Genomic DNA, 24368 nt, shown 5'->3' with positions numbered 1-24368 from the left:
GGAACTCTCCCTGCTCCGAGAAAAGCCGCCGCCTCAGAATCCGCTTTCCCTCACACCCAATGCCGCCAGCCGCCGCCAGGCGAGCCCCAGGATCGACTGCCCACTGCCGTCCAGTACGACCATGCCGCGCTGCGGCTGCGCCAGGGCCCACGGGGCATCGCGCAGGCTCAGGCGCACACCGTACTGCGCCTGAACCGGTTCGGCGCGCTGCTGGGCATCGCGGCGCACGGCAATCGGGCCATGATGATCGGAGCTCAGCGCCTCCAGTTCGACGAAGACCGCGCCGTTGGCGTCCACTTCATCGAGCTGCACCGGCACGGCCGGGCGGGCCGGGTCGTCGGCGATGAAACGCCCCTGCGCACCGTTCTGCACACGCCACAGGTCGGCCTCCGCCAGATAACCGCGCAGGCGCAGGCCTGGCTCCACCACACGCACCAGCACATCGGCAGGCTTCAACCATCGGCCCGGGCTCAGGTCGGGCAGCAGGTCGCGGATGACCCCGGCCTGCGGTGCGCGCAGTAGCAGGCGCTCGCGTTGGGCAGCGAGGCCCCGGTACTGGGCCACCGACTCCGCCAGCCGTTGTTCGAGAATGCCGACATCGGCAGCCGTCTCGCTACGGCCCGCCTGGCGGCGCAACTGCAACTGCAGCAGATCGATCTCGCGGCGCACGATGAGCTGTCTGGCATCGAGGTCCGGTGAAGTCAGTTCCAGCAGCAACTCGCCCTGCTCCACCGTCTGGCCATCGCGCACCAGCAGTCGCCCGACCCGGGCAGCCGCCGGTGCATGCAGCGCCACGGCACGCGTCGCCTCCAGCTGCGCCGGCACTTCCACGGCACTGCGCCAGGGCACGATCAGCAGCGCCAGCAGAGCCAGCAGCGTCAGGCCAAGCCCGACGACCTTGCGCGGTGCAGCCTGCTCGCGGCGCTGCCACCATTCCTGCAGCTCCCGCCAGATCGGCAGGCCGATGAACCAGACCAGCTCCACCAGCATCAGGAAGATGCCCAGCAGCTTGAAGAACAGGTGGTAGACCGCCAGGGCGATACCGAAGAACAGCACCGCGCGCCAGATCCACGAGCCGTACCCCCAGATCAGCAGACGCCGGCGCAACGGTAAGGGCCAGGGTTCAGGCATGGGTTCGCCGTAGCCGAACAGCGCCTCGCGCAGCCGCCAGCGACACAGGGCGAAAGCCCGCGCCTGGAGGTTCTCCACGCCGAGCAGATCGGTGAGCAGGAAGTAGCCGTCAAAACGCATGAACGGATTGAGGTTCACCAGCACCGTGGTGATCCAGGTGGCGCTGGCCAGCATGAAGGCCGAAGTACGCAGCGGCCCGTCCGGCAGCAGCGACCAGGCCAGCAGCGCAAGCACTGCCAGCACCAGTTCGGCCAGCACGCCACCGGCGCCGATCAACAGTCGTGAGCGTCGGTCGCTGACGCGCCAGGCGTCGCTGACGTCGGTGTAGAACATCGGCAGCATCACCATGAACGCCACACCCATGCTCTGCACCCGGCAACCGGCGCGCTTGGCCATGAAGGCATGGCCGAACTCGTGGCAGAGCTTGGCGAAGGTCAGCGAAACACCGAAGGCCAGCGCCCCGCCCAGGCTGAACAGATGCGGGAAGGTCGCCAGGAAGCGCTGCCAGTCCCGCGCCACCAGGAACAGCCCGAGGGCGAACACCAGCGGCAAGCCCCAGCGCAGTATCCACCCGCCGTTGCGCTGCAGGACCGGCCAGGCGCGATTGAGAAAGGCATCCGGGCGCCACAGCGGAATCCGGAAGAACAGGTACTGGTGCAGCACCTTCTGCCACAGGCTGCGCTTTTGCAGCTGCGCCTTCTGCCCGTAGCTGGCGCGCTGTTCGGCGTCCACGGCGGCGATCAGGTCATGCCCGCGCAGGAAGCGCAGGAACTCTTCCAGCTCCTGCGCCCCCAGGGTCTCGCCGGTTTCTGCATTGGCCGCCCCCAGCACCCGCTGCGGGTCGCCCAGCGCCCAGTGGCGCAACAGCCGCACCGCAGCGCCACCGAGTTTGAAGTAGCGCCCGCGCAACGGGTCGGCCAGCGTCCATTGCGGTGCTCCGTCCAGCGCCGGTGCGGCTGGCGACAGCTGCAGGTCCGGTCGCAGCGCTGGCAGCATCACAGGCCCAGGCTCTGCCGCGCTGCCGCCAGCGGCCGGCGCAACAGGTAATAGGCCAGCGGGGCGCGATCGCCATACAGCTTGGCGGTGCCGCGCAGGCCGATGCGCGGGGGCGCCTCGTCGAACGCCGCGTCGAGTCGATACGCCAGCTGCCCGGCGGCAGTGGTCTGGGCCTCGTAGGCCGCGCGCTGCAGGCGAGCGTCATGGCGGCGCAGCGGATCGCTATCGAGCAGCAGCACGACTTCCGAGCCTGGCTCGAGGACGATGGCGTCCCCCACCGCCAGGTCGATGCGCAGCTCCGCCTGGTGCGGGTCCGCCAGATCCATCAGGCGCTCGCCGGTCTGCACCGGCTTGCCGGTCCAGCGTTCAGCGTCGGCAAACACCGCAATGCCGTCACGCGGCGCCCGCACTTCGGCACGGGCCAGCAGGTCGCGGGCATAGTCACGCTCGGCGCGCTTCTGCTCCACCCGTGCGGCCAGCAGATCGACCTTGGCGCCGGACTCGGCATCGGAGAAAGCACGTTGGGAGTTGGCCTTCAGCTCGGCTTCGGCCACGCCGAGTGAGCGTTCGGCAACATCGGCCTGGGCTTGCAACGTCGTGGCGTCGAAGCGCACCAGCAGGTCGCCGGACTTCACCGCCTGGTTGGGTTTGACCAGCACCTGCTGGATCACGCCATCCAGCGGCGCAGCGATCACCTGGCCATCCAGCGGCACCACTTCGGCCGGCGCCAGCACTGACTGGCGCACGGGCGCAAGCAGCAGCAGGCAGAGCACTGCGGCAATCGCCAGCAGCTTCTTCTTTGGCCAGCGCAGCCGCCAGGGCTTGCGCGGCTGCAGGGCCGTCCAGGCATGTGCGTACGCATCGCCCAACTGCACCAGCAACGCCTGCTCTGCCTCGCTCCACGACTGCTCGCGGGCCAGCCAGAGGCCACCGAAGACTGCGCCCTGACGATCAGCCAGCGGCAACCAGAAGACCTCGCCGGCGGAGAGCTCCTGCCAATCGATCTGCTGCTGTGCGCCCAGCTGCTGGAAGTCCACGCGCTGCGCCTTGCCCAGCGCATCGTGCTGGTGCAACTGGCCGCAAGCCTGCTCGACGAAAGCCACGAAGGGAGCGTTGGGCTCCACCACGCTGATGCCGGTGAGTGCCCGGACCTTGCCCGCGATCAGCAGCGCCGCATGGCGGTAACCGAACAGCGCCTGGGCGTCGTTGACCATGTGATACGCCAGCTGCTCCACCGTCGAGCAAGCCCGCGCCTGCCGCTCCAGGGCGAGAAACTGCGCGAAGACACGCTCGGCCAGACCGACCTGCGGCGCGTTCATGGCGTCTCCGCGAAGCGCGCGGTGCCGCTCATGCCAGCCAGCAGGCCCTTGGCGTCCCCCGGCAGCGAAGCGATCAGCGGGAGCATCTGGCTGCCCTCGTCGATCCGCGCGCCCAGGCGTTTGACTTCTACCTGCAGCGGCTGGCCGGTCTCATCGGGCACGAAGGTGAAGGACTGTCCCACTTTCAACCGGGACACCCAGCGCGAAGGCACCAGCAGGCGGATTTCCAGGCTGCGGTTGTCGACGATTTCCAGCAGCGGCGCGCCGCCGGAAACGCTCTCGAAGGGCTGCGCCTTGCGCTGCACGACCTGGCCGTCGAAGGGCGCAACCACCGCACAGCGGCCGACCTGGACCCTGTAGACCTGAGCCTGCGCCTGGGCTTCGGAGAGCTTGGCCTCGGCCAGTGCGACCTCGAAGCGCCCCAATGAGTTGAGCGCCGCCAGCTGGCGGTTGTGACCCAGCTGTTCGCTGGCCGCCTTGGCGCCGGCCTGGGCGGCATTGAGCTGGGCCTGATAGGCCGAGCAGTCGAAGCGCACCAGCACATCGCCCTTGCGGAAGGACTGGCCGTCCGCGAATGGCATTTCCAGGATGCGCCCGGACAGCTCGCTCGACAGCATCGCCTGGTCCCGCGCCCGCAGGATGCCGCGGACATCGCCCGAACCAGCGGAGGACGGCGGGCTCGACAGCAAGGGGTCGTCCTGAGCGGGGTCCGCGGCATAGGCCGCTCCCGCCACGCACAGCGACACCCCAAAACCCAGCCAGATCCCTTTATGCATTGTCAGCTCTCCCTGCAGATCGGCGGAGTCTACGGTACTCCGCAAGCGGCGGATATTGGCCGCAGCAGAATTCCTCCGTAGGCTTGGCTGCCGGTCGGCGCCGGCGAAAACCCGGCTCAACGCGGCAACCGCTCTAGGCCGGGCCCATCGGACAGAGCACAAGGACGAAAGGCAAATGGATGCAGCCAAGCTCGACTACCAGCGACTCCACAGCGAAGGTTACGCCCTGCTGCGCCAGGCGATCCCGCGCGCCCTGCTGGAGGAGCTGCGCGCGGCTTTCGATGCCAACGTCCTGCCCTCGGATCGCTGGCCCGTGCCCCGTGGCGTGGACTGGCGCCACGCGCAGATCGACCTGGAGCCCTGCGCCCAAGCGGCTTGTCGACTGCCGCCGCTGCTGGAAGCAGCCGGCGCGTTGATCGGCGAGCGATTCTTCCTCGCCCAGGCAGAGGGACGTGAACCCCTGCCCGGAGGCGGCCATCAGCAACTGCACCGTGATCTGTCCGCCCTGCGTCCGGGGGACATGGTCAGCGCCCTCGCCTTCCTCGATGACTTCTCGCCAGAAAACGGAGCCACCCGCCTCGCACCCGGCAGCCATCGGCCCGCCCCTGGCCAGCCACCCTTCGACTTCCTTGACGAGTCCCATTCCCTGCAGCTGAGCGGCCGGGCCGGCGACATCCTGGTGTTCGACGTCGACCTCGTGCACGCCGGCAGTCTGAACAGCAGCGGCGCGCGGCGCCGCACGATCCTGATCAGCTACCGGGCCGAGCCTCTATATGCAGCGCACCTGGAGACTGTGGGCCTGCGCAATGTGCGGATGAACACCGCCGAGCGTTTCGATCCGCCGCAGTCGTGCTGAGCGGTACGCCGACTAGCCGGCAACCGCAGCGGACTTCTCCCCCAGCCGCTGGACGAACCGCTGCAGATCGATGATCGCGCGACGATGGGTGCCGGCGCCGATGACGCCCGCCTCGTCGCGGCACTCGACGCGGAACAGCAGCGACTTTCCATCGATGGCAATGAGCTCCACCGCCGCCGTCACCTTCATCCCCACCGGCGTGGCGGCGATGTGGCTGACATCCACCTGGGTGCCCACCGTGCGCTGCTCAGGTGTGAGGACGGGCCGCAGCCCTTCGATGCAGGTCTGCTCGATGAAGCCGATCATCATGGCGGTGGCGAACACCGGCGGCATGTCGGCAAAGCCAGGCCAGTCGGTCGCCACCTGGGGCACCGTGTGCCGCTGCTCCACGATCAGGGTTTCATTGTGAGTCAGTCCAACGGCAAGCACTGGCGGGTTCATACGCGTCCGATCCTCATGTTGATGGGCCAACTGACCCGGTGCCGCGCAGTGGGATCGCCCCAGCGCTCGGCCATGTCGGCTGCGAAGTCATGCAGCAGGTCTTCGCGCCGGGCCTCGCGGGCGCTGCGCACCGCCGACCAGGTGGAGACGTAACCGAGGAACTCCCCGAGGTTCCACTCCAGGCGAATGGCGATCTCCGGGCCGGGAAACTCGGCGAAGGGGAAGTCGAGGGTGGCGTAGCCGCTGTCCACCAGCTTGCGTTCGGCCGGCCAGTAGGGGCCGATCTCCTTCCAGTAGAACTGCTCGAAGCGCTCGCCCAGCGCCCCTTCCAGCCGGAGCACGCCATAGCTGATCAGCGCCAGGATCGCGTTGGGCTCGGCGACCCGCCGCACTTCGGCGTAGAACCTCGGCAGATCGAACCAGTGCGCGGCCTGCGCGGCGGTGATAAGGCTGGCACTGCGGCTGAGCAGCGGCAGGTCCTCGGCCGGGGCACAGGCGTAGTTGACGTTCTCCTGCGGCGCGGTATGGGCGATCTGGTCCGCACTGGGATCGAAGCCAACCACTGCATTGAAGTGCTCGGCCAGTTGCCGGGTCAGTTGGCCGCTGCCGCAACCGACATCGACCGCGAGCACCCGGTCGGGTGCCATCGCTGCCAGATGGGCGGCCAGCTCGACGGGATATTCGGGACGGAAGCGCGCGTAGGCCTGCCCACCCTGGTCGAACCAGTTACGCAGGTCGCTCGACGGGTTACTCATGGCTGGTGGCTCCTGTCTTCAGGGCTTGCTTGGCGTGGCTCAGACGCTCGGAGAAGCCCTGTGCTTCCAGGGCGCGTGCGGCGTCTTCCAGCACGCGACGCAGCGGATGGCCGATCTCGGTTTCCAGCTGCTCGATGGCTTCGAAGGTCGCCGCCCAGTGGGTGTTGAGCTTGCTCACCAGCTTCTTCCCTACCGGCGTCAGTTGCAGCACGCTCTTGCGGCCGTCTTCGGCGCGCTGGCGGGTGATCACACCGTCGGTCTCCATCTGGCCGACGGTTTGGCTGATGGCGCCCTGGGTCAGGTGGGTACGCGCGGTGATCTCGGTGACCGTCTGCGCCCCGGAACGGATGGCGCGCAGCACCGGCGTGTAGCGGGCCCGGTAGTTCATGCCCATCTGCTGGTAATGCTCCTCGGCGCCCAGCTCAACCAGTTCCGAGACGTAGCGCAGCAGTTCACCCAGGCCGGGTTCGTTCTTTCTGTTCATCGCAGCCCTCTCCATCGATGGCTTCAAATTACATTAGCGCTAATGCAACTGGCAAGCCGGTACGCAGATGAAAGCGGCAGGACCGGCCAGAGCTTGCGCCCTGCCCGGTCCATTGCGCAGTCAGACCTGAGCCATGCCGCCGTCGACGAACAGTTCGATGCCGTTGATGAAGCTGGCGGACTCCGAGGCCAGGAAGGCCACCGCCTTGCCGATCTCCCGCGGCTCGCCCAGGCGGCCCAGCGGCACCTGGCTGGCCAGCGCGTCGAACAGGCCCTGACGTGCCTCCTCGGGCACCAGGTCACCCAGGCCGGGAGTGCGCACCGGGCCGGGGCTGACGACGTTGACGCGGATGCCACGGTCCTTGAGGTCAAGTGCCCAGGAGCGGGCGAAGTTGCGCACGGCGGCCTTGCTGGCGCTGTAGACGCTGAAGTTGGCGGTGCCCTGGATCGAGGTGGTGGATGAGGTAAGGATTACCGACGCGCCGTCGGTCAGCAGCGGCAGCGCCTTCTGCACGGTGAACAGCACGCCGCGCACGTTGGTGCCGAAGATGCGGTCGAAGTGCTCCTCGGTGATCGCCCCCAGCGGCAGCATGTCGCCGCCGCCGGCGTTGGCGAAGAGGATGTCCAGGCGACCGGCGGACTTGGCGATCTGCGCATACACCGCATCGAGATCGGCGAGCACCGAGGCGTCGGCACGGATGGCCGTGGCGGCCGGGCCGATGGCTTCCACGGCGGCGTCCAGTTCGGCCTGGCGGCGGCCGGTGATGAACACCCGGGCGCCTTGCGCGGCAAGCTCCTGGGCGGCGCCGAGGCCGATGCCAGTGCTGCCGCCGGTGACCAGTGCAACTTTTCCAGTGAGGGACTTGTTCATGATGAGCTCCTGAGATTCGCGGTTGAGGGTTCTGCCTCGCAGCCTGCGTCTGTCGCGGCTTTGCGGTGAGGCATGGCGCTACTCTAGGGCCCGTCGATTGATGGAAAAAGCGCATACAATGGAATGACTATCCATATCCATGGATAATCAGATGATCCCTTCAGAGGAATTCCCATGGATCAGCTCCAGGCCATCCGCGCCTTCGCCCGCGTCGTGGAGGCCGGCAACTTCACCCGCGCCGCCGACTCGCTGGACATGCCCAACGCCACCCTGAGCAAGCTGGTGCAGGAGCTGGAAGCGCACCTGGGCGTGCGCCTGCTGCAGCGAACCACGCGGCGCGTCACGGTGACGCCGGAAGGCCAGGACTATTACGCCAAGGCCACCCGCGTGCTGCGCGACCTGGAAGACATCGACTCGACCTTCAACATCGCCCGCAGCAAGCCACGCGGCCACCTGCGCATCGACGTTGGCGGCTCCACCGCGCGGGACGTGCTGGTGCCGCTGCTGCCGGACTTTCTCGCGCGCTATCCGGACATCCGCATCGACCTGGGCGTGTCCGACCGCTCGGTGGACCTGATCGGCGACAACGTCGATTGCGTGATCCGCGGCGGCGCGCTGGACGCCTCGTCACTGGTGGCGCGCGGCATCGGCCAGGCAACCATGGTCACCTGCGCCTCACCCGAATACCTGCGCCACAACGGCATCCCCGCCTACCCCGAGGAGCTGCGCAACGGCCATCGGCTGGTCAGCTACCTGTCGCCGCAGAACGGCCGGGCGGTGCCCTTCCGCTTCGAGCGCGACGGCGAACGCAGCGAGCTGAAGCTCGAACACCGCATAGGCGTCAACGAAAGCAACGCGCACCTGGCCGCCTGCGTGGCCGGCCTGGGTATCGTCCAGACCTTCTCCTACGCCGCCGGCGCCGCCCTGCGTGATGGCTCGCTGGTGGAGATTCTTGCGGACTGGCGCCCGGCGCCCTACCCCTTCCACGTCGTCTACCCGCACAACCGCTACGTCACGCACCGCCTGCGGGTGTTCATCGACTGGCTGGTCGGGTGCTTCCCGACGAAGGTCGCCGGCTGAGTCCTCAGGGCTGCTTGTCCGCCAGCGACTCGAGCAGTTCGGCCGAAGGCACGAAGAACAGGCTGCCCGTCACCGCCTTGCTGTAGTCCAGCAGGCGGTCGTAGTTGCCGGCCGGGCGGCCGACGAACATGTTTTCCAGCATCTCCTCCACCGGCGCCGGCGAGCGCGCGTAACCGATGAAGTAGGTACCGAACTCGCCCGCTCCGGGCCGGCCGAACGGCATGTTGTCGCGCAGGATCTTCACCTCCTGGCCGTCCTTCTCCAGGGTGGTCAGCGAACTGTGCGAGCAGCTGGGCTTCACATCGTCGCCCAGCTCGATGTCGGCCAGCTTGGTGCGCCCGATGATGCGTTCCTGGGCTTCGGTGGAGAGCTGGTTCCAGCCGGTCATGTCATGCAGGTACTTCTGCACCAGCACATAACTGCCGCCGGCGAAGCCCGCGTCCTCGTCGCCGATCAGGGTGAAATGCGCGACCTCGCGGCCTTCCGGATTCTCGGTGCCGTCGACGAAGCCGATGATGCTGCGCATGTCGAAGTAGCGGAAGCCCTGCACTTCGTCGACCACCGTGACCGCATCGCCCAGGCGCCCCACGAGTTGCGCCGCCAGCTCGAAGCACAGGTCCATCTGCTCGGCGCGGATGTGCAGCAGCAGGTCGCCCGGCGTGGACACCGCGACCCGCTCGCCGCTGCCGATCTCGCGGAAGGCATGCAGGGACGCCGGGCGTGGAGCGCCGAACAGCGCATCCCAGGCCGCCGAACCGAAGCCCACCACGCAGGACAGGTTGCCCGTCGGTACACGCTTGCCGACCGAGCGCACCAGCGCGGCAACGTCTTCGCAGAGTGCGCGCACCGGGCTCCAGTCCTTGCCTGGCGTCAGGGTGGCGACGAGGAAGATCGCGCTGCGGGTGATCGGGCTATCGACGGATTGGGGTTCGGGGGATTCGTTGAGCATGGTTTCCATTCGCCGCCAGTGGAATCAGGGGGATGAGATTATCAAAGCAGCCCGCTCGCAGCGTTGACAATGCGGGTTGCAAAAAACAAAGGGCCGGTCTTTCGGGCCGGCCCTTCGCTCAAACGGATGCCGCGTCGCTCCCTAGCGCATCGCCGCCAGCTTGATGCCAAAACCAAGCAGGCAGGCGCCGGCCAGGCGTTCCAGCAGATTGGCCACCCGCGGGTTGGCGCGCATGCGCTCAGCCAGCTTGTGGGTCAGCAGCACAGCCACCAGCCCATAGAGGAAGGTCACCACCGCCACGGTCGCCGCCATGAAGGCAAAGGTCACCAGCCCCTGGTGCTTCACCGGGTCGACAAACAGCGGCAGGAAGGCCATGTAGAACACGATGGCCTTGGGGTTGAGCAAGGTGATCAGCAGGGTCTGGCGCAGGTAGTGGCCGTTGTCCATGCGGCTCTGCCGCGGCGCCTCGCCGGGCTTGCTCAGCAGCATGCGCAGGCCCAGCCAGGCCAGGTAGCCCGCCCCCAGCCACTGCACCGCGTGGAAGGCCGCCGGGTAAGTCGCCAGCAGCGTCGCCACACCCGCCACCGCCATCCACAGCAACACCTGATCGCCGAGGATCACCCCGCAGGTCGCCGCGAGGCCTGCCTTCACACCGCCCTTGCCGGTCGCGGTGATCAACGCGAAATTGCCCGGACCGGGAATTGCCAGGAGCACCACGAAGGCAATCAGGAAGGCGCCGTAATCGGTCACTCCGAACATGGGGGAAGCTCCTGGGCAGGACAGGCGAGACTTTAAGCGTGCAAGTCTATCACCCAGGGTTGCATGGGGCGCCCTTCGCATCATCGTCCGGCTGCTGTCGGGCGATGGCAGCTTTCGGCTGCGGACCCAGCAGGTCGACGCAACAGCGCACTCAAGGCGAAGGCTTCGGCGCTCAGTGCACGCCAGGGGCCGGCCGCTCAGCCTTTCGGCGCCTGCAATTGCCCTACGGCACCGAGGAAGATCTTCAGGGTCGCCTCCACCACCACGCCGATCGGCGCCGAGTAGCGGCTGCGCACCCAGGCCGCGGCGGCATGGATGGCCGAGCCGGCCAGGGCCGCACCGACCAGCGCCATCTCACGCGGATCATGGGAAGTGATCGGCACGCCCGCGCGCTCGAGGTACTCCATCATCAGCTCGGCGAACTCACCCATGTGACGGCTGTACAGCTCGTCGACCCGCGGGCTGACACCCAGCACTTCGCGGTGGGTCACCTGGGCGAACTGGGGATTGGTCATGGCTTCGAAGAAGCAGGTCAGGCCCGCACGCAGGCGTGGCTCGACACCGCCCTCCGCCGCGTCCAGCACCTGGCTCAGGCGCTCCCGGTAATCGCCCATGAGCTGCTCGTAGCAGGCCACCAGCAGGTCCTCCATGGTCGCGAAGGACTCATAGAAGTAGCGGTTGGTCAGGCCCGTCGCCGCCGTGAGGGTGCGCATGGTGGTGGCGTGGTAGCCCACGGTACCGAACAGCTCGATACCGGCCTCGATGAAGCGCTGCCGCCGCTGGGCGGCTCGTTCGGCCACTGCCACACCGGAATAGGTGCGCTCCGCCGACGCATCGGCGGGGGAAGGTAATTCACTCATGGCGAAATCTTACTCCTTGACAACAAGCGCTGTCACACTCCAGAGTTAATTGACAACAATCGTTGTCACAACCGTTCGTTGTCACGGCCATTCGTTGTCACAACCAGGGTGCAACTCGATGACTACAACAAAAAACCACTGTCTTGCTTCCGTTGACGTTCTGATCATCGGTGCCGGCATCTCCGGCATCGGCGCCGCCTACCACCTGCAGAAGGACTGCCCGACCCTCTCCTACACCATCGTCGAGGCGCGCGCCGACCTGGGCGGTACCTGGGACCTGTTCCGCTATCCGGGCATCCGCTCCGACTCCGACCTCTTCACCTTCGGCTACGGCTTCAAGCCGTGGAAGGAGAACAAGGCTATCGCCGACGGTGCCTCGATCAAGGCCTACATCGCCGAAACCGCCAGGGAGAACGGCATCGACCGAAACATCCGTTTCCAGCACCGGGTGACCGACACCGACTGGTCGAGCGAACGCCAGCGCTGGCAGGTCACGATCCGCCGCGAAGACACCCAGGAAACACAGGTCATCGAGGCGCGCTGGATCTTCACTGCCGCCGGCTACTACCGCTACGACCAGGGCTTCGCTCCCGACTTCCAGGGCCAGGACGAATTCCGGGGGCAGATTGTGCACCCCCAGCACTGGCCGGAGAACCTCGACTACCGCGGCAAGCGCGTGGTCGTCATCGGCAGCGGCGCCACGGCGGTGACCCTGATTCCCTCGATGGCAGACGAGGCCGCGCACATCACCATGCTGCAGCGCACACCGACCTACGTGCTGCCGGTGCCCGCACAGGACCCGATCGCACGCCGGCTGCGCCCGTGGCTGGGCGTCGACCTGGCGTTCACCCTGACGCGCCGTTTCAACATCGCCAAGCAGCGCTGGGTCTACGCCTTCTGCCAGCGCTTCCCGAACAAGGCGCGCGAGATCATCCACAAGCTGAACACGCGGATGCTGCCCGAAGGCTACCCGGTGGACGTTCACTTCAACCCGCCCTACAACCCCTGGGATCAGCGCATGTGCGCAGTGCCTGGCGGCGACCTGTTCCGGGCGATTTCCTCGGGCAAGGCGTCCATTGTCACCGACCACATCGAGCGCTTCACCCCGACGGGCATCCAGCTTCGCTCCGGCGAGCATCTCGAAGCCGACCTGATCGTCACCGCCACCGGCCTCAACCTGCAGCCGTTGGGCGGCATCCAGCCGAAGATCGACGGCCAGCCGGTGCCGCTGTCGCAGTGCGTCACCTACAAGGGCATGCTGCTCAGCGGCATCCCCAACTTCGCCATCGCAATCGGCTACACCTCCTCATCCTGGACACTGAAGATCGGCCTGCTGTGCGAGCACTTCACCCGGCTGCTCGGCTACATGCACAAGCGCGGCTATGAGGTCTGCACCCCTAGGGCCGACCCGTCGATGAAGACCGAACCGCTGCTGAACTTCGGTGCCGGCTACGTCCAGCGCTCCCTCGACAAGCTGCCCCGGCAGGGCAGCACGCAGCCCTGGTCCATGTCCTGGAACTACGCCGCCGACGTGAAGGTATTCCGCAAGGGCCGCATCGACGACCCGGCCCTGGAGTTCGTCTCCGCCAAGGTGGGAGGAGCCCGCGCATGAGCCTGGCCCTGCACGAAGAACGCTTCGCCACACTGCCCAACGGCCTGCGCCTGTGCTACTCGGAACACGGCAGCGAAGCCGCGCCGGCGCTGGTGCTGATCGCCGGGCTCGGCCTGCAGATGGTCTACTGGCCCGCCGCGCTGATCGACCGACTGGTGGAGAGCGGGCTGCGGGTGATCTGCTTCGACAACCGTGACGCCGGGCGCTCCGGCCGCAGCTCGACGCCTCATCCGAGCCAGCTCCAGCAGTTGCGCGGCAAGGCGCCGGACGCCTGCTACGGCCTGGAGCAGATGGCCGACGACACCGCCCAGTTGCTCGAGCACCTGAATATCGGCGCCGCCCACCTGGTCGGCATGTCCATGGGCGGGATGATTGCCCAGACCCTCGCCTACCGCCATCCCGGCCGGGTGAAGTCGCTGGTGTCGATCTTCTCGACCACGGGCAACCGCCGCGTCGGACAGCCTGCGTACTCGACGCTCTGGCGCCTGTCGCGGGCCAAGGCGCCGAAGTCGCGGGACGAAGCCATAGCCAGCTACAGCGCCATGATGAGCCACATCGGCGATGCCAACGCGCCGGATGCCCTGGCCCAGTGGCAGGACTACTCCGCGCTGGCCTGGGTGCGCAACGGCGAACGCGCCGACGCCAGGGCGCTGTTCCGGCAGATCGGCGCGATCCTGCGCTCCGGCGACCGCACGGCCCAGCTGAAAACCATCAGCGCGCCCAGCCTGGTGCTGCACGGCGACCTCGACCGGATGGTCCACCCCAGCGGCGGCGAAGCCACCGCCCGGGCGATTCCCCGCGCGACTCACCAGGTGATCCGTGGCATGCGCCACCAGATCGACTCGTTCCAGGCGCATCAGCTCTCGCGCCTGATCGCCGACCACATCCAGCGCACTCAGGACAACTCTCATGAAGCTCGATAATCAGGTTGCCGTACTCACCGGGGCAGCCAGCGGCATCGGTCGCGCACTCGCCGAGCAACTCGCCGCGAAAGGCTGCCACCTGGCCCTGGTCGACCGCGACGAAGCCGGCCTGCGCGAGACCCTCGCCCGCCTCCCGCGCACCGGCCGCCACGTCAGCCTGCATGTACTCGACCTGGCGCAACGGGATGCTGTTCGACAGCTCCCGGAGCAGGTGCTGCAGGAACACCCGACGGTTCACCTGGTAATCAACAACGCCGGTGTAGCCGTCGGCGGCAGCTTCGACCGGGTGAGCGAGGAAGACTTCGACTGGCTCATGGCGATCAACTTCCACGCCGTCGTCGACATCACCCGCGGCTTCCTCCCGGTACTTCAGCGCAACGGCGCGCCCGGCAAGTTCGTCAACGTCTCCAGCCTCTATGGTCTGGTCTCCCCGCCCGGCCAGGCCGCCTACAGTGCGAGCAAGTTCGCCGTGCGCGGTTTCAGCAATTCCCTGCGTCACGAACTGCGCGGCAGCAACGTGGACATGATGGTCGTCCATCCGGGCGGCATCGCCACCTCCATCGCCACCAATGCCAAGGCGCCGAAGGACATCGACCCGGCCGAGGTCGAGCGCCAGCGCAAGGAGATGAACCGCCTGCTGCGCATGCCACCGCCCAAGGCCGCCGGCATCATCCTCAACGGCATCGAGAAGGACCGCGCGCGGGTCATCGTCGGCATGGATGCGCTGATCCTCTCGCTCATCGAGCGGCTGGTGCCGGTGAACTACTGGGGCATCATCGAGCGGCTGATGAACCAGCGCAGCAGGGCGAAGTAATACCCCTCCCCCGCAGGCCGAACCCGAGGCCAGCCCTGCTGGCCTCTTTGCTCCGCACCGAATCCGACGCGTGCGGCGTTCGCTGCGCCGGTCAGGGAGGAGCCGGGAGGCGAATAGAGCAGGAGCATCGAGCCTGAACCGGCACCAGCCTGCGGCCATCCGCCGGCGCGCCGGGTATGATCGGGTCTCCCCAAACTTCAGCGAGCCCCCGAACGTGAGCAGCACCCTTCCCTTCGGCACAGGCGATGCCTCCTACCAGGCCGCTGGCGGCATCGACGGCCTGCGCCGCCTGGTCGATGACTTCTACCGGTTGATGGATGAACTCCCGGAAGCGGCCAACCTGCGCCGCATGCACCCGCAAAGCCTGGAGCAGTCCCGCGACAAACTGGCCTGCTTCCTCAGTGGCTGGCTGGGCGGCCCAAGGCTGTTCAGTGAAAAATATGGTTCGATCTCCATCCCGTCCTTCCACGCCCAGTGGCCCGTCGACGAAGCTCTCAGCGCCGCCTGGCTGGGCTGCATGGAGCGCGCCATTGCCCTGCAGCCCTTCTCCCCGGAGTTCGCCGACTACCTGCTGACGCAACTGCGCGTGCCGGCGCACCGGGTGGTGCAGGCAAGCCAGGCGCGGCACAGCTGAGCCACCTCCGTCGCCTGCCCGGCCAGCCGCTTCAGAAACTGTACTTCACCGACAGCATCATGTTCCTCGGCTCGCCATACACGTTGCTTGGCACCGTGACGGAGGAACTCAGCGAGTTGTAGTACTTCTTGTCGAACGCATTGTTCAGGTTCAGCTGTGCATCGATATGGGCAGTCGGCTTGAACCCCACCATGAAGTCCACCAGCGTGAAGGCGTCCTGTTCGACCATGTAGGTGGTGCCTTTGTTGTAGATGCGGTTCTGCCTGTAGAGGGAGCTACCGATGCGCCACTGGTCAAGCGCGCCGGGCAAGGTGTAGGTCGTGCTCATCTTGAACAGGTGTCGTGGTATGTCGGTATCGAACAGGCGCCCTTCGTTGGCCTTGTTCGCATCCTTGCGGTATTTGGCTTCGGTGAAGGTGTAACCGGCGCCCAGCTGCCAGTTGGGCGTGAGCTGACCTTGCAGTTCCAGTTCGATGCCTTTGCTGCGCACCTCGCCGGCCGCCTCGTAGCACGAGGTCGTGGGGTAGCTGGGGCAAAGGCTCTGGTCGGTGATGGCCTTGGCGCGGTTCTCCTGGTCCAGCTGGAAGATGGCGGCGGAAGCGTTCAGCGCACCATCGAAATACTCCCCCTTGATGCCCAGCTCGTAGTTCTTGCCGGTGATGGGTTCGATGACCGAGCCTGAAGTATCGAAGTAGCTCTGCGGCTTGAAGATGTCGGTGTAGCTGACGTAGACCGAGTGATGCGCGTCCAGGTCATAGACCAGGCCGGCGTACTTGGTGACGTGACGGTTGACCTTCAGCTCCGTCTCCGTGCCTTTGTAGGGCGCGCTGGTATCGTTTTCGTACCAGTCCAGGCGACTGCCCAGAATCAGCTTCAGCGGGTCGGCCAGGCTCAGTCGGGTGGTCGCGTAAACGCTGTTGAGCTTGGCGTTGGTGTTCTGCCAACCGTATTTGGTCTGGCTGGCAATCTTCGGGGTGTCGCCGTTCCAGTTGTAGATATCGATATTGCTGTGCAGCAGCACGTTTGGCGGCACATCACCATTGAACACCACGCGGCGATGGCTGGCGCCGAACACCAGTTCGTGGTCGCGGTCCATCAGGCGGAACGGGCCACTGGCGTAGGCATCGAAGCTGTTCTGGCTCTCCCGGTAATGGCCGGCGCCGACGTACTGGTCATAGGTCTGGGTGGCGGTGCGCCCGAGTATGTAGGTGCCCAGCATGTCCAGGTCGGCCCAGGTCCTGGTGGCCGACAGGTTGAGTTTCCAGCCGTTGTCGAGGGCGTGTTCGAGGGCGGCATACGCGGAGGTGCTGGTCTTGTTCCAGTACTCCCAGTCATTGCTCAGCGAGGTGGAACGCGACAGCTTCAGGTCGCTGCCGTCAAAGCCCACGGGCAGGCCGGTCCAGCCGTTGCCGTTGTAGTCGTCCTGCTGGCGCGACGCGCTGACTGTCAGGGTGGTGCTGTCGTTCAGGTCGGCTTCCACGATTCCGTAGAACAGGTTGCGCTCGTTATCCAATGAATCGCGGAAGCTGCCCTGGGTCTGGTAGGCGGTGACCAGCCGGCCGCGCACGGCACCGTTGTCGGTCAGCGGGCCGGACACGTCGAGGTCGGTGCGGTAGCGGTCCCAGGTGCCGGCGCTGCCCTGGATGCTGGCCTGGAAGGTTGGCGTAGGACGCTTGCGAATCAGGTTGATGGCCGCGGCCGGGTTTCCGGCACCCTGCATCAGGCCGGTGGCACCGCGCACCACTTCCACCCGGTCGTACATGGCCATGTCTGCGGACAGCAGGTCCTGGGACAGCTGGGAACTGTCGAGGCTGGTGGGCAGGCCGTCGTACATGATGTTGTCGAGGGCAAAGCCGCGGGCGTAGTAGGTGGAGCGCTCCGGCCCCGTGCGCCGGATGACCATGCCCGGGGTGTTCTGCACAACGTCATTGAGGTCGGCCAGGGCCTGGTCGTCGATGCGCTGGCGAGTCATCACCGTCACCGACTGCGGCGTTTCGCGCAGCGACGACGGCAGCTTGGTGGCGGTGCTGGTGCTGCCGGTGGTGTAGGAGCCGGTGTGTTCGGTGGTTTCTCCCAGGCCCTGGCCGATCACCGAAGTGGCGTCCATCTCCAGCGCGCCTTCGGTGGACGCGGCCACCAGGGTAAAGCGGCCATCACTTTCCCGCACGGCGCGAATGCCCGTTCCGGCAAGCAGGGTGCGCAACCCCTCTTCCACCGGGAAGCGGCCGTCCAGACCCGTGCTGTTCAGGCCGCGGGTCAAGCGCGAATCGAACGACAGCACGATCCCCGACTCGGCAGCAAAGCGCGTCAGCACCTGACCAAGTTCACCCGCGGCAATCTGATAGCGCTGCGTGGCAACCGTCTCGGCCAGCGCCGGCAGGGGCGCCAGCAAGGCGGTGCAGAGGATGGCCAGCCGCACACGAGCGCGCAGAGGGTGCAGGGAATTTGCCGGGGGGAAATGCGGGGAATTCATCGTCGTCCTTCTCTCATGGTCACCGACCGTATGAATCGGCCGTCTTTCATGGGTCGAACGAAGATGCGAATTGATATCACCCCACATGAATTATTTTCTGATCAGGCCGGCACGACCGTGATCCAGAAGCGTGTGCGACGCTCCACGCGCACCGGCAAGGCGCTGGCCAGCGCACGAAAAGTCTGTTCGGTGTCGTCCAGCTCGAAGGTGCCGCTCAGGCGCAAGTCCGCCACCTGCGGGTCGCAGCGCAGCAGGCCGGGCCGGTAGCGCCCCAGGTCGGCCAGGAAGTCGGCCAGGCGCTGGTCGTTGGCGATCAGCAGCCCGCGAGACCAGGCATCCGCTGCGTAATCCAGCCTCCGCGTGGAGACCACCTCGACGGCACCGAACCGACAGGCCCGCCCCTGATCCAGCGTGGTAACACCCGATGCGTACTTCGGCTGCACCTGCACCTGCCCGCTGTAGGCCTCTACCTGAGATACAGCATCGAACTGGCGCACCGAAAAACGCCCGCCCACGGCACGGACGTCGCCCTGCCCCGTTGTCACGCTAAGGCTCGAGCCGGCCAGGGCGTTCACCAGCACTTCACCGCTGCGCAAGGTCACCCGGCATTGCCCGTCGGCATAAGCGACGTCCAGGGCGCTCTGGGTATTGAGCAGCAACTGGCTGCCATCGGCGAGGGTGACCGGGAGCCGCTCCCCAATGGCACTGCGGTAATCGGCGAACAGCGCGCCCTGCTCGACCTCGCGGTACCCGGCCAGCCCGAGAGCGCCCGTCCCGAGGGCCAGCAGCATGCCTTTGAGTACGGTGCGACGGTTGCTGCGCCTATCCTCCCGCGCAAGGCCGAAGACACGTCCGCTGAAATCACCGGGCATCCCCTGCATGCGCCGCTGCAATCTCTCAGCCTGCTGCCAGGCCCAACCGTTGTGCGGGGATGCATTCAGCCAGCGCTGCCAGGCTTCGCGATCCGCGGCAACCGCGTCACCGCTGGCAAACAGGCTGAACCAGTCTGCCGCCTGTTCGATGGAATCCAGTTGCGCGGCGCTGATGCCGGCGCCGCTCACAAGCCGTGCTCCAGGCTGTAGAGCATGCAATGACGCGAGGCCTTGGCGATGTAGCGGTTCACCGTGACGAGCGACACGCCAAGAGTCTGGGCAATGCAGCGGTAGGTCATGCCGTCGAGCTGGGATAACAGAAAGGCCTGGCGCACCTTGTCGCCGAGCGCGGCAAGCATGGCGTCGAGTTCGACCAGGGTTTCCATAAGGATCAGCCGATCCTCGGCGGATATGTCCAGGGCTTCCGGCACCTCGGCCAGCGCCTGCAGCCACGCACGCTCCAGGCGCTGACGACGGAAGTGATCGATCATCAACCGGCGCGCGACCGTCGCCAGAAAGCTGCGTGGCTCACGCACCGCTTCGATGCGCCCCTGCCGGTCGGTACTGCCGAGCAGGCGGAGGAAGACGTCCTGAACCAGGTCAGCCGCCAGTTGGCTGCATTCCACACGACTGCGCAACCAGCCACGCAGCCAGCGATGCTGTTCCTTATAGAGGTCGCCGACCTCCAGCTGCCGGATCGGGCCCTGGCTCGTCATCACCAATCATCTTCCAGGCGCAAATGGGAATAATTATCATATCAATCCCATGGGAAGCTGGGCAATCTTCATGAATGCGCGGCAAGGTGTATTGCTGCGGTATTTATCTGGCTGATGTCTGCCAGGGGCCGATAGCTACCGCTGAACAAGGGCAGCGATCGGCCAATCGCGGGTATATGCGGGAGGAAGGATTGTGGCCGCTCCTTGCCTCCCGACCTGGTATGGCCGTCTAGGCACCAGGGAGAAGATGCCGGTACCCGGCAGCTCGGGTGAAATCGGCCAGGCGCCAAAGACTGCCGTTCGCACCCCATGTGCCATCGGGAATGTCCGTCAGCTGTATCGAAGTCATCAGCATGCGTCCGTCATCCGGCTCTGTGCTTTCTTCGATTGCCTGGTGCAGGCCGAGCACGTAGTCCTTGCGCATCTGCTCATCGAGGACACCGGCAGGTACCTTGACCATGACGATGCAGGGAATGGCATGGGCATGCACGCCAAGGCCGCCACAGGTCCAGTCGGCAGCCCGAACCTCCTCGATGAGCACCCAGCACAGGCTGCGCTGCCGAGGATCGTTTCCTATGCGCTCATGAGCGATGGCTGTCTCGCTGACGCGAGTCAACAGTCGCGCTCGCTGCTGATCGCTGAATGCGCCGGTCGGTACCTTGATCAGGATGTTGGGCATGGCTGAAACCTTGACGATGGATTGAGGCGCTATTGAGCCTGGCGTCCGCTGCTGGCAAAAGTGTCCTATCCGTCCTCTTTCGAGCATAATCGGACAATGCACGATTTCACCATTGTGGTCATACCGGGAGCATTCGCCTCGAGCGTGGCCTCCACTCTGGACATACTCGCCACCGCAGTCAGCGTCGGCGAGCGGCACGGCCTGGCCGCACCACGCTGGCGGATATGTGGCCCTCAACCCGGATCGGTGACGCTGGGGCATGGTCTGCAACTGCAGGTGGCCCCCATCGAGCATGACGCCCAGGACAACTCCTGCTGGGTCATACCGGGTATTGGCGTCAGTGACATCGACCTGCTTCAGCAGCGCCTCGAAGAGCCTTGGGCGAGCCCGTTGATCTCGGCGCTAAAGACTCACGTCGTAAACGGCAAGGAGATTGCCGCGTCATGCTCTGCCGTCTTCCTGCTGCATGCGGCAGGGCTACTGGACGGGCGACGGGTGACAACCTCCTGGTGGCTGGCGCCACATCTGCAGGAAATCGCTCCGGGCTGCCGTGTCGACCCGGACTTCATGGTGCTGGCCGATCCTCCCTTGACCACCGCGGGGGCCGCCTTCGCTCAAACAGACCTCATGCTGCATCTGCTACGGCGGCGCTTGTCGCCCGAAATCGCCAACTCCGTAAGCAAAGCTCTCCTGCTCGACCGCCGGCAACTGCAGTCGCCATTCGTGATCCCCGCCATGCTGGTGCAGGGAAATGCCCTGGTCTCACGCCTGACCGCACAGATCGAGGACTCGCTGCCGGACCTGCCCGGCGTCAAGGCACTTGCCGCGAGCGTCGGCATGTCCGAGCGGACCCTGTCGCGTCACGTCCACAAGGCGACGGGGCATTCCACTCGGCAACTCATCCAGCGAGTGCAGTTGAGCAGGGCCCGAGCGCTGCTCGAGTCTGGCGAATACTCCGTCGAAGCGGTCGCGGCGCAGGTCGGTTACCAGGACGCAACAGCTCTGCGGCGCTTGATGCGTCGATTCCTGAACGCGACACCACGGCAATTGCGCCAGGGCTGATCGAGCGGCTGCTTTAGCATTTCTGAACGTCCGCCATGGGTCGGCAGCTGCCCACGTCGCTGGCAGAAATCGGCCAGGAACGGACGTTGCGAGTATTCGATCCATCGTCCCGACCGTGTGCGACGCTCGGTTACTTGGCAGCCAGATGCAGGTCCAACGCCTCGCTTGCCCGCCGCGATGCGTCGGCACTGACCTGTTCGGCCAGCACCCGGATCAGCTGACGGAGCTGCTGCGGCGTAACCCCCGTGTTCATGGCGATACGGATATGGGCCTGCAGTTGTGGCGCTACGCCCTCCAGTGCAGAGAGCATCGCCACGGTGGCAATTTCCCGACTTTGCCAATCCAGGTTGTCTCGCTCGAAGATGTCGCCGAAAAGATGCGTGCGCAGGTATTCATTGGCGACCGGCGCGAAGTCGAACAAAGCACCTTCCACCGGGGCGCCGGACAACCTGGTCTGGTTTGCGGTACCCGCCGCCAGAAGCTCATCCCCTTTGGGAATCGATTTGCCGGGTCCGCGCCCCGGTTGGTCCACGATTCCTTGCTGCTTGCGTGCCTGTACCACCTTCATCAACTCGCCCAGTGCATTCAGGCTTCGAGGAAAGCCTGCATAGGCGTACAGCTGGACCAGCACCTCGCGCGCCTCGCTGATGGTCAGCCCGGCATCCAGTCCCTGATTGATCGCACGGTTCAGACCAGCAATATCCCCCGCTGCCGCGAAGGCGGCGATGGGCACGATGCTTCGCTGGCGATCATCGAGCGTGTCACTCTGAGGGGTTGATGTGTCGTTCTCAGCCATGGATCGGTTCTCCTGTGCGGCCAGTGTCTGTGTCATGACGCCCAGCGTACAAACCAGGCCCAGGGCAACCCCGAGTGCGCGGGCCGCCCGGCGCGGGTCAGTCAGCCCGCTCGGCGTTGTATTGTTCATCGGTGACTTTCTCCATCCATTCGACATTCTTTCCATTCACCGAGCCAGTGACCGCCAGGTGGGTCATGGCGGTACCCGGTGCGGCGCCATGCCAATGCTTGACGCCGGCCGGGCACCAGACCACATCGCCAGGGCGAATGACCTGAACCGGCTTGCCCCACTCCTGGGTGAGGCCGACCCCGGTAGTGACTAACAGCCGCTGCCCTGCCGGGTGGGTGTGCCAGGCCGAACGGGCTCCGGGCTCGAAGGTCACCAGACCACCCGAGGCATTGATCTGATCGTCGGCAGGCCAGACCGGATCGATCCGCACGCGCCCGGTGAAGTACTGCTCCGGACCTGCCATCGACGCCTGCGTTCCGGCACGGCTGATCTGCTGCGTGTTTGCAGTTGCCGGCTCAGCGGCGCTGGCCACGGCAGCCTGCATGGCCGCTCCGCACAGGACGGCATCGACAATTTTCTTGCTCATGCTGGTCATCTCCGAAGATAGGTTGGCGTGATCGATCAGGCCCGGCGGCGCCGATCCTGCAGTTGCTTGGCATGGGATACCGCGAGTTCCGCAGGCAGAGCGACGGCGTTCTTGGCAGCGAGAACTTCCGCCATGACACTGACTGCGATTTCCGGCGGGGTCTTGCTGCCGATATAGATGCCGATGGGCCCGCGCAGTCGTTGGAGCGACTCCTGCGTCTCGCCAAAATGCTCGATCAGGCGAGCGCGCCGGCTTTCGCTGTTGCGCCGCGAGCCAATCGCCCCGATGTAGAACGCCGGGCCACGCAGCGCCTCCAGCAAAGCCAGATCGTCCAGCTTCGGATCGTGACTGAGCGCGATGACGCAACTGCGGACATCCGGCGCGAAAGCTCTGACGACGTCATCCGGCATGTCCTGAATGCGCTGCACGCCAGCAACGCTCCAACTCTCCAGGTACTGTGGGCGAGGGTCGCAGAGGGTGACCTGGAACCCGTTGAACTGCGCCATCGTGGCGACGTACTCGGCCAGCGCGCCGGCACCGATCAGCAACATGCGGTAGCCCGGGCCCAGCGTGCTGACCATCCGCCGGCCGTCGAAGATGAACTCATCCGGTGTTGCCGTGCTTTCGAGGCTCGTTCGCCCCGTCTCGATGTCCAGCTTGCGCCGCATCAGTTGCCCCTGGTCGAGGCTCCCCAGCAGTTGTTGCAGAGCCGCCAGGTCGGGCTCGAACTCAAGGATCAGCTCCAGCGTGCCGCCACAAGGCAAGCCAAAACGGTGTGCTTCTTCAGCGCTCACGCCATAGCGAACCAGTTGGGGGCGAGCTTGTGGCAACCCTGTTCCGCCGTAGGCAGTGGTATGTCGATGAATGAGGTCATCCTCGATGCATCCGCCCGACACGCTGCCTACAACCCGGCCGTCGTTGCGCAGGGCCATCATCGAGCCCACCGGCCGCGGAGAAGAACCCCAGGTGCGCGCCACCGTCACCAGCATCACGCGCTCGCCCGCGGCCAGCCAGTCACGGGCGGTTCGCAGGACCAACAGATCGATACTTTCCATCCAGGCTCCGCAACCTCATTGCCCAGCCGGCACAAAAACGTGCTCGCCGGCGGTGTCGTTCAATCGGATTCCCCGGCGCTGCAGTGAGTCCTCCAACGCCCTCCCCTGCACCTGTACAGTCCACTGCGAAGCGATCACCTGCCGCTGCGTCGCGGCGGAAAAAGCTTCGACAAGACGTTGCCGCTCTGGCAGGTAAAGCGTCAGCCCATTGCCTTTCCAACCCGCCACCGAATATCCCAAGTCCTGGCAGATAGACAGCTTCGATGCAGAATCGCGTCGATCAGCCTCGCGCGACGCCTCGATCAACGCGGCGAACTCGGGATTCACACGGTGATCGGTGGCTATCAGCACGTCACTGTCGGCGCGGCCCCAGGATTCCGGCGGACAATCCTTCGCCAAGGGGTTCAGCGGGATGAAAGGATTGATCTCCATCGGATAGATCCGGCAAACCAGGGGCCGCTCCGCATAGATTGCACAAAGGTTATCGTCGCCGAGGTTCGGGCATTGCGGCTGAGCCACGCCGGCAAATATGGCGATGACATTGAGGTCTGCAGAGCCCGACCGGCCAACGCCAGCGCGACCACTGTCATGGGCGTAGCGTGGCTCATGGCTTCGCGCCGGCTCGAGCAGGAATGCTTCCAGCAGGATCGCCACATCGCCACCGCGGGCCAGCCAGGCAAAGGCTTCGTCCCCGGTCAGCGGTACGAACCGGCCACGGCAACAGGCACCGCAACCCACGCAGGCAAACTTCACCGCGCCAGCGTTATCCATCAGCGAACTCCCGCGAGCGGCTCGCCGGCGTTCCCGGCCATGGCCTGGTAGTGCTTGAGATGGGTGGAGTCAGTGTGTCTGTCATGCCTG

At 65.9% G+C, this 24368-nt stretch carries 25 protein-coding genes; 7 read left to right on the top strand and 18 right to left on the bottom strand.

Annotation, left to right across the window (positions count from 1 at the left end; genetic code table 11):
- Positions 1-33 precede the first annotated feature (33 nt).
- The 3 genes from IB261_RS12865 to IB261_RS12855 are packed head-to-tail and all read right to left on the bottom strand — an operon-like array spanning position 34 to position 4222.
- Positions 34-2130, bottom strand: a complete 2097-nt coding sequence (locus tag IB261_RS12865) for a site-2 protease family protein (protein WP_192382917.1) — start codon at positions 2128-2130, stop codon at positions 34-36.
- A complete protein-coding gene (locus IB261_RS12860) occupies positions 2127-3446 on the bottom strand; it encodes an efflux RND transporter periplasmic adaptor subunit (RefSeq protein ID WP_192382918.1) in 1320 nt (439 codons plus the stop codon). Before IB261_RS12860 ends, IB261_RS12865 begins: the two co-directional genes overlap by 4 nt.
- Positions 3443-4222 (bottom strand): efflux RND transporter periplasmic adaptor subunit, encoded by a 780-nt coding sequence (locus IB261_RS12855; protein ID WP_192382919.1) that lies wholly within the window; start codon positions 4220-4222, stop codon positions 3443-3445. Before IB261_RS12855 ends, IB261_RS12860 begins: the two co-directional genes overlap by 4 nt.
- Positions 4223-4397: 175 nt before the next feature.
- On the opposite strand from IB261_RS12855, the gene IB261_RS12850 reads away from it, so the two are divergent.
- On the top strand, positions 4398-5078 hold the full coding sequence (locus IB261_RS12850; RefSeq protein WP_192382920.1) for a phytanoyl-CoA dioxygenase family protein: 681 nt from the start codon (positions 4398-4400) through the stop codon (positions 5076-5078).
- 12 nt (positions 5079-5090) lie between these two features.
- On the opposite strand, the gene IB261_RS12845 is transcribed toward IB261_RS12850, so the two are convergent.
- From IB261_RS12845 to IB261_RS12830, 4 genes are all read right to left on the bottom strand, one after another.
- On the bottom strand, positions 5091-5519 hold the full coding sequence (locus tag IB261_RS12845; RefSeq protein WP_192382921.1) for a thioesterase family protein: 429 nt from the start codon (positions 5517-5519) through the stop codon (positions 5091-5093).
- Positions 5516-6274, bottom strand: coding sequence for a class I SAM-dependent methyltransferase (locus IB261_RS12840; RefSeq protein ID WP_192382922.1), 759 nt, complete (start codon positions 6272-6274; stop codon positions 5516-5518). The genes IB261_RS12845 and IB261_RS12840 overlap by 4 nt, the downstream gene beginning before the upstream one ends.
- Complete coding sequence (locus IB261_RS12835) at positions 6267-6758, bottom strand: MarR family winged helix-turn-helix transcriptional regulator (protein WP_081516899.1); 492 nt, start codon at positions 6756-6758, stop codon at positions 6267-6269. The genes IB261_RS12840 and IB261_RS12835 overlap by 8 nt, the downstream gene beginning before the upstream one ends.
- Positions 6759-6878: 120 nt before the next feature.
- Complete coding sequence (locus IB261_RS12830; RefSeq protein ID WP_081516898.1) at positions 6879-7628, bottom strand: SDR family NAD(P)-dependent oxidoreductase; 750 nt, start codon at positions 7626-7628, stop codon at positions 6879-6881.
- Positions 7629-7802: 174 nt separating this feature from the next.
- Between IB261_RS12830 and IB261_RS12825 the strand changes: the two genes are divergently transcribed.
- A complete protein-coding gene (locus IB261_RS12825; protein ID WP_081516897.1) occupies positions 7803-8708 on the top strand; it encodes a LysR family transcriptional regulator in 906 nt (301 codons plus the stop codon).
- Between the two features lie 4 nt (positions 8709-8712).
- Here the strand turns inward: IB261_RS12825 and IB261_RS12820 are convergent, their stop codons facing one another.
- The 3 genes from IB261_RS12820 to IB261_RS12810 all read right to left on the bottom strand — a co-directional run bounded on the left by IB261_RS12820 (position 8713) and on the right by IB261_RS12810 (position 11276).
- Positions 8713-9657 carry a Dyp-type peroxidase gene (locus IB261_RS12820; RefSeq protein ID WP_192382923.1) on the bottom strand — a complete coding sequence of 315 codons (945 nt, stop codon included), beginning with the start codon at positions 9655-9657 and terminating at the stop codon, positions 8713-8715.
- Positions 9658-9798: 141 nt separating this feature from the next.
- A complete protein-coding gene (locus IB261_RS12815) occupies positions 9799-10416 on the bottom strand; it encodes a LysE family transporter (RefSeq protein WP_192382924.1) in 618 nt (205 codons plus the stop codon).
- A gap of 197 nt (positions 10417-10613) precedes the next feature.
- Positions 10614-11276, bottom strand: coding sequence for a TetR/AcrR family transcriptional regulator (locus IB261_RS12810; RefSeq protein WP_081516894.1), 663 nt, complete (start codon positions 11274-11276; stop codon positions 10614-10616).
- A 118-nt stretch (positions 11277-11394) separates the two neighbouring features.
- On the opposite strand from IB261_RS12810, the gene IB261_RS12805 reads away from it, so the two are divergent.
- From IB261_RS12805 to IB261_RS12790, 4 genes are all read left to right on the top strand, one after another.
- A complete protein-coding gene (locus IB261_RS12805) occupies positions 11395-12888 on the top strand; it encodes a flavin-containing monooxygenase (RefSeq protein ID WP_192382925.1) in 1494 nt (497 codons plus the stop codon).
- Positions 12885-13811 (top strand): alpha/beta fold hydrolase, encoded by a 927-nt coding sequence (locus IB261_RS12800; RefSeq protein ID WP_192211092.1) that lies wholly within the window; start codon positions 12885-12887, stop codon positions 13809-13811. Before IB261_RS12805 ends, IB261_RS12800 begins: the two co-directional genes overlap by 4 nt.
- A complete protein-coding gene (locus tag IB261_RS12795; protein WP_081516891.1) occupies positions 13798-14625 on the top strand; it encodes an SDR family NAD(P)-dependent oxidoreductase in 828 nt (275 codons plus the stop codon). The genes IB261_RS12800 and IB261_RS12795 overlap by 14 nt, the downstream gene beginning before the upstream one ends.
- A 214-nt stretch (positions 14626-14839) precedes the next feature.
- A complete protein-coding gene (locus IB261_RS12790) occupies positions 14840-15259 on the top strand; it encodes a group II truncated hemoglobin (protein ID WP_081516890.1) in 420 nt (139 codons plus the stop codon).
- Positions 15260-15290: 31 nt separating this feature from the next.
- Here the strand turns inward: IB261_RS12790 and IB261_RS12785 are convergent, their stop codons facing one another.
- The 4 genes from IB261_RS12785 to IB261_RS12770 all read right to left on the bottom strand — a co-directional run bounded on the left by IB261_RS12785 (position 15291) and on the right by IB261_RS12770 (position 19999).
- Positions 15291-17732 (bottom strand): TonB-dependent siderophore receptor, encoded by a 2442-nt coding sequence (locus IB261_RS12785; protein WP_192382926.1) that lies wholly within the window; start codon positions 17730-17732, stop codon positions 15291-15293.
- Positions 17733-17833: 101 nt separating this feature from the next.
- Positions 17834-18793 (bottom strand): FecR domain-containing protein, encoded by a 960-nt coding sequence (locus tag IB261_RS12780; RefSeq protein ID WP_230986106.1) that lies wholly within the window; start codon positions 18791-18793, stop codon positions 17834-17836.
- Positions 18790-19320, bottom strand: a complete 531-nt coding sequence (locus IB261_RS12775; RefSeq protein ID WP_192382927.1) for a sigma-70 family RNA polymerase sigma factor — start codon at positions 19318-19320, stop codon at positions 18790-18792. Before IB261_RS12775 ends, IB261_RS12780 begins: the two co-directional genes overlap by 4 nt.
- Positions 19321-19549: 229 nt before the next feature.
- A complete protein-coding gene (locus tag IB261_RS12770) occupies positions 19550-19999 on the bottom strand; it encodes a tautomerase family protein (protein WP_192382928.1) in 450 nt (149 codons plus the stop codon).
- A gap of 96 nt (positions 20000-20095) precedes the next feature.
- On the opposite strand from IB261_RS12770, the gene IB261_RS12765 reads away from it, so the two are divergent.
- Complete coding sequence (locus tag IB261_RS12765; protein ID WP_192382929.1) at positions 20096-21061, top strand: GlxA family transcriptional regulator; 966 nt, start codon at positions 20096-20098, stop codon at positions 21059-21061.
- A gap of 130 nt (positions 21062-21191) precedes the next feature.
- Here the strand turns inward: IB261_RS12765 and IB261_RS12760 are convergent, their stop codons facing one another.
- From IB261_RS12760 to IB261_RS12745, 4 genes are read right to left on the bottom strand one after another with little or no spacing between them, the layout of a single operon-like run.
- A complete protein-coding gene (locus tag IB261_RS12760) occupies positions 21192-21986 on the bottom strand; it encodes a carboxymuconolactone decarboxylase family protein (RefSeq protein ID WP_412548397.1) in 795 nt (264 codons plus the stop codon).
- Complete coding sequence (locus IB261_RS12755; RefSeq protein WP_065084604.1) at positions 21955-22452, bottom strand: (R)-mandelonitrile lyase; 498 nt, start codon at positions 22450-22452, stop codon at positions 21955-21957. The genes IB261_RS12760 and IB261_RS12755 overlap by 32 nt, the downstream gene beginning before the upstream one ends.
- A 35-nt stretch (positions 22453-22487) precedes the next feature.
- The gene (locus IB261_RS12750) at positions 22488-23507 is read right to left on the bottom strand and encodes an XdhC family protein (protein ID WP_192382931.1); all 1020 of its coding nucleotides are present in this window, start codon (positions 23505-23507) and stop codon (positions 22488-22490) included.
- A 15-nt stretch (positions 23508-23522) separates the two neighbouring features.
- Positions 23523-24278, bottom strand: a complete 756-nt coding sequence (locus IB261_RS12745; protein WP_192382932.1) for a YkgJ family cysteine cluster protein — start codon at positions 24276-24278, stop codon at positions 23523-23525.
- Between the last annotated feature and the right edge of the window lie 90 nt (positions 24279-24368).

The organism is Pseudomonas sp. PDM20 (genome assembly GCF_014852575.3).
Classification (GTDB): domain Bacteria; phylum Pseudomonadota; class Gammaproteobacteria; order Pseudomonadales; family Pseudomonadaceae; genus Pseudomonas.
The sequence above is the reverse complement of the archived record's forward strand: the minus strand, read 5'-3'. Positions and strand labels throughout refer to the sequence as shown.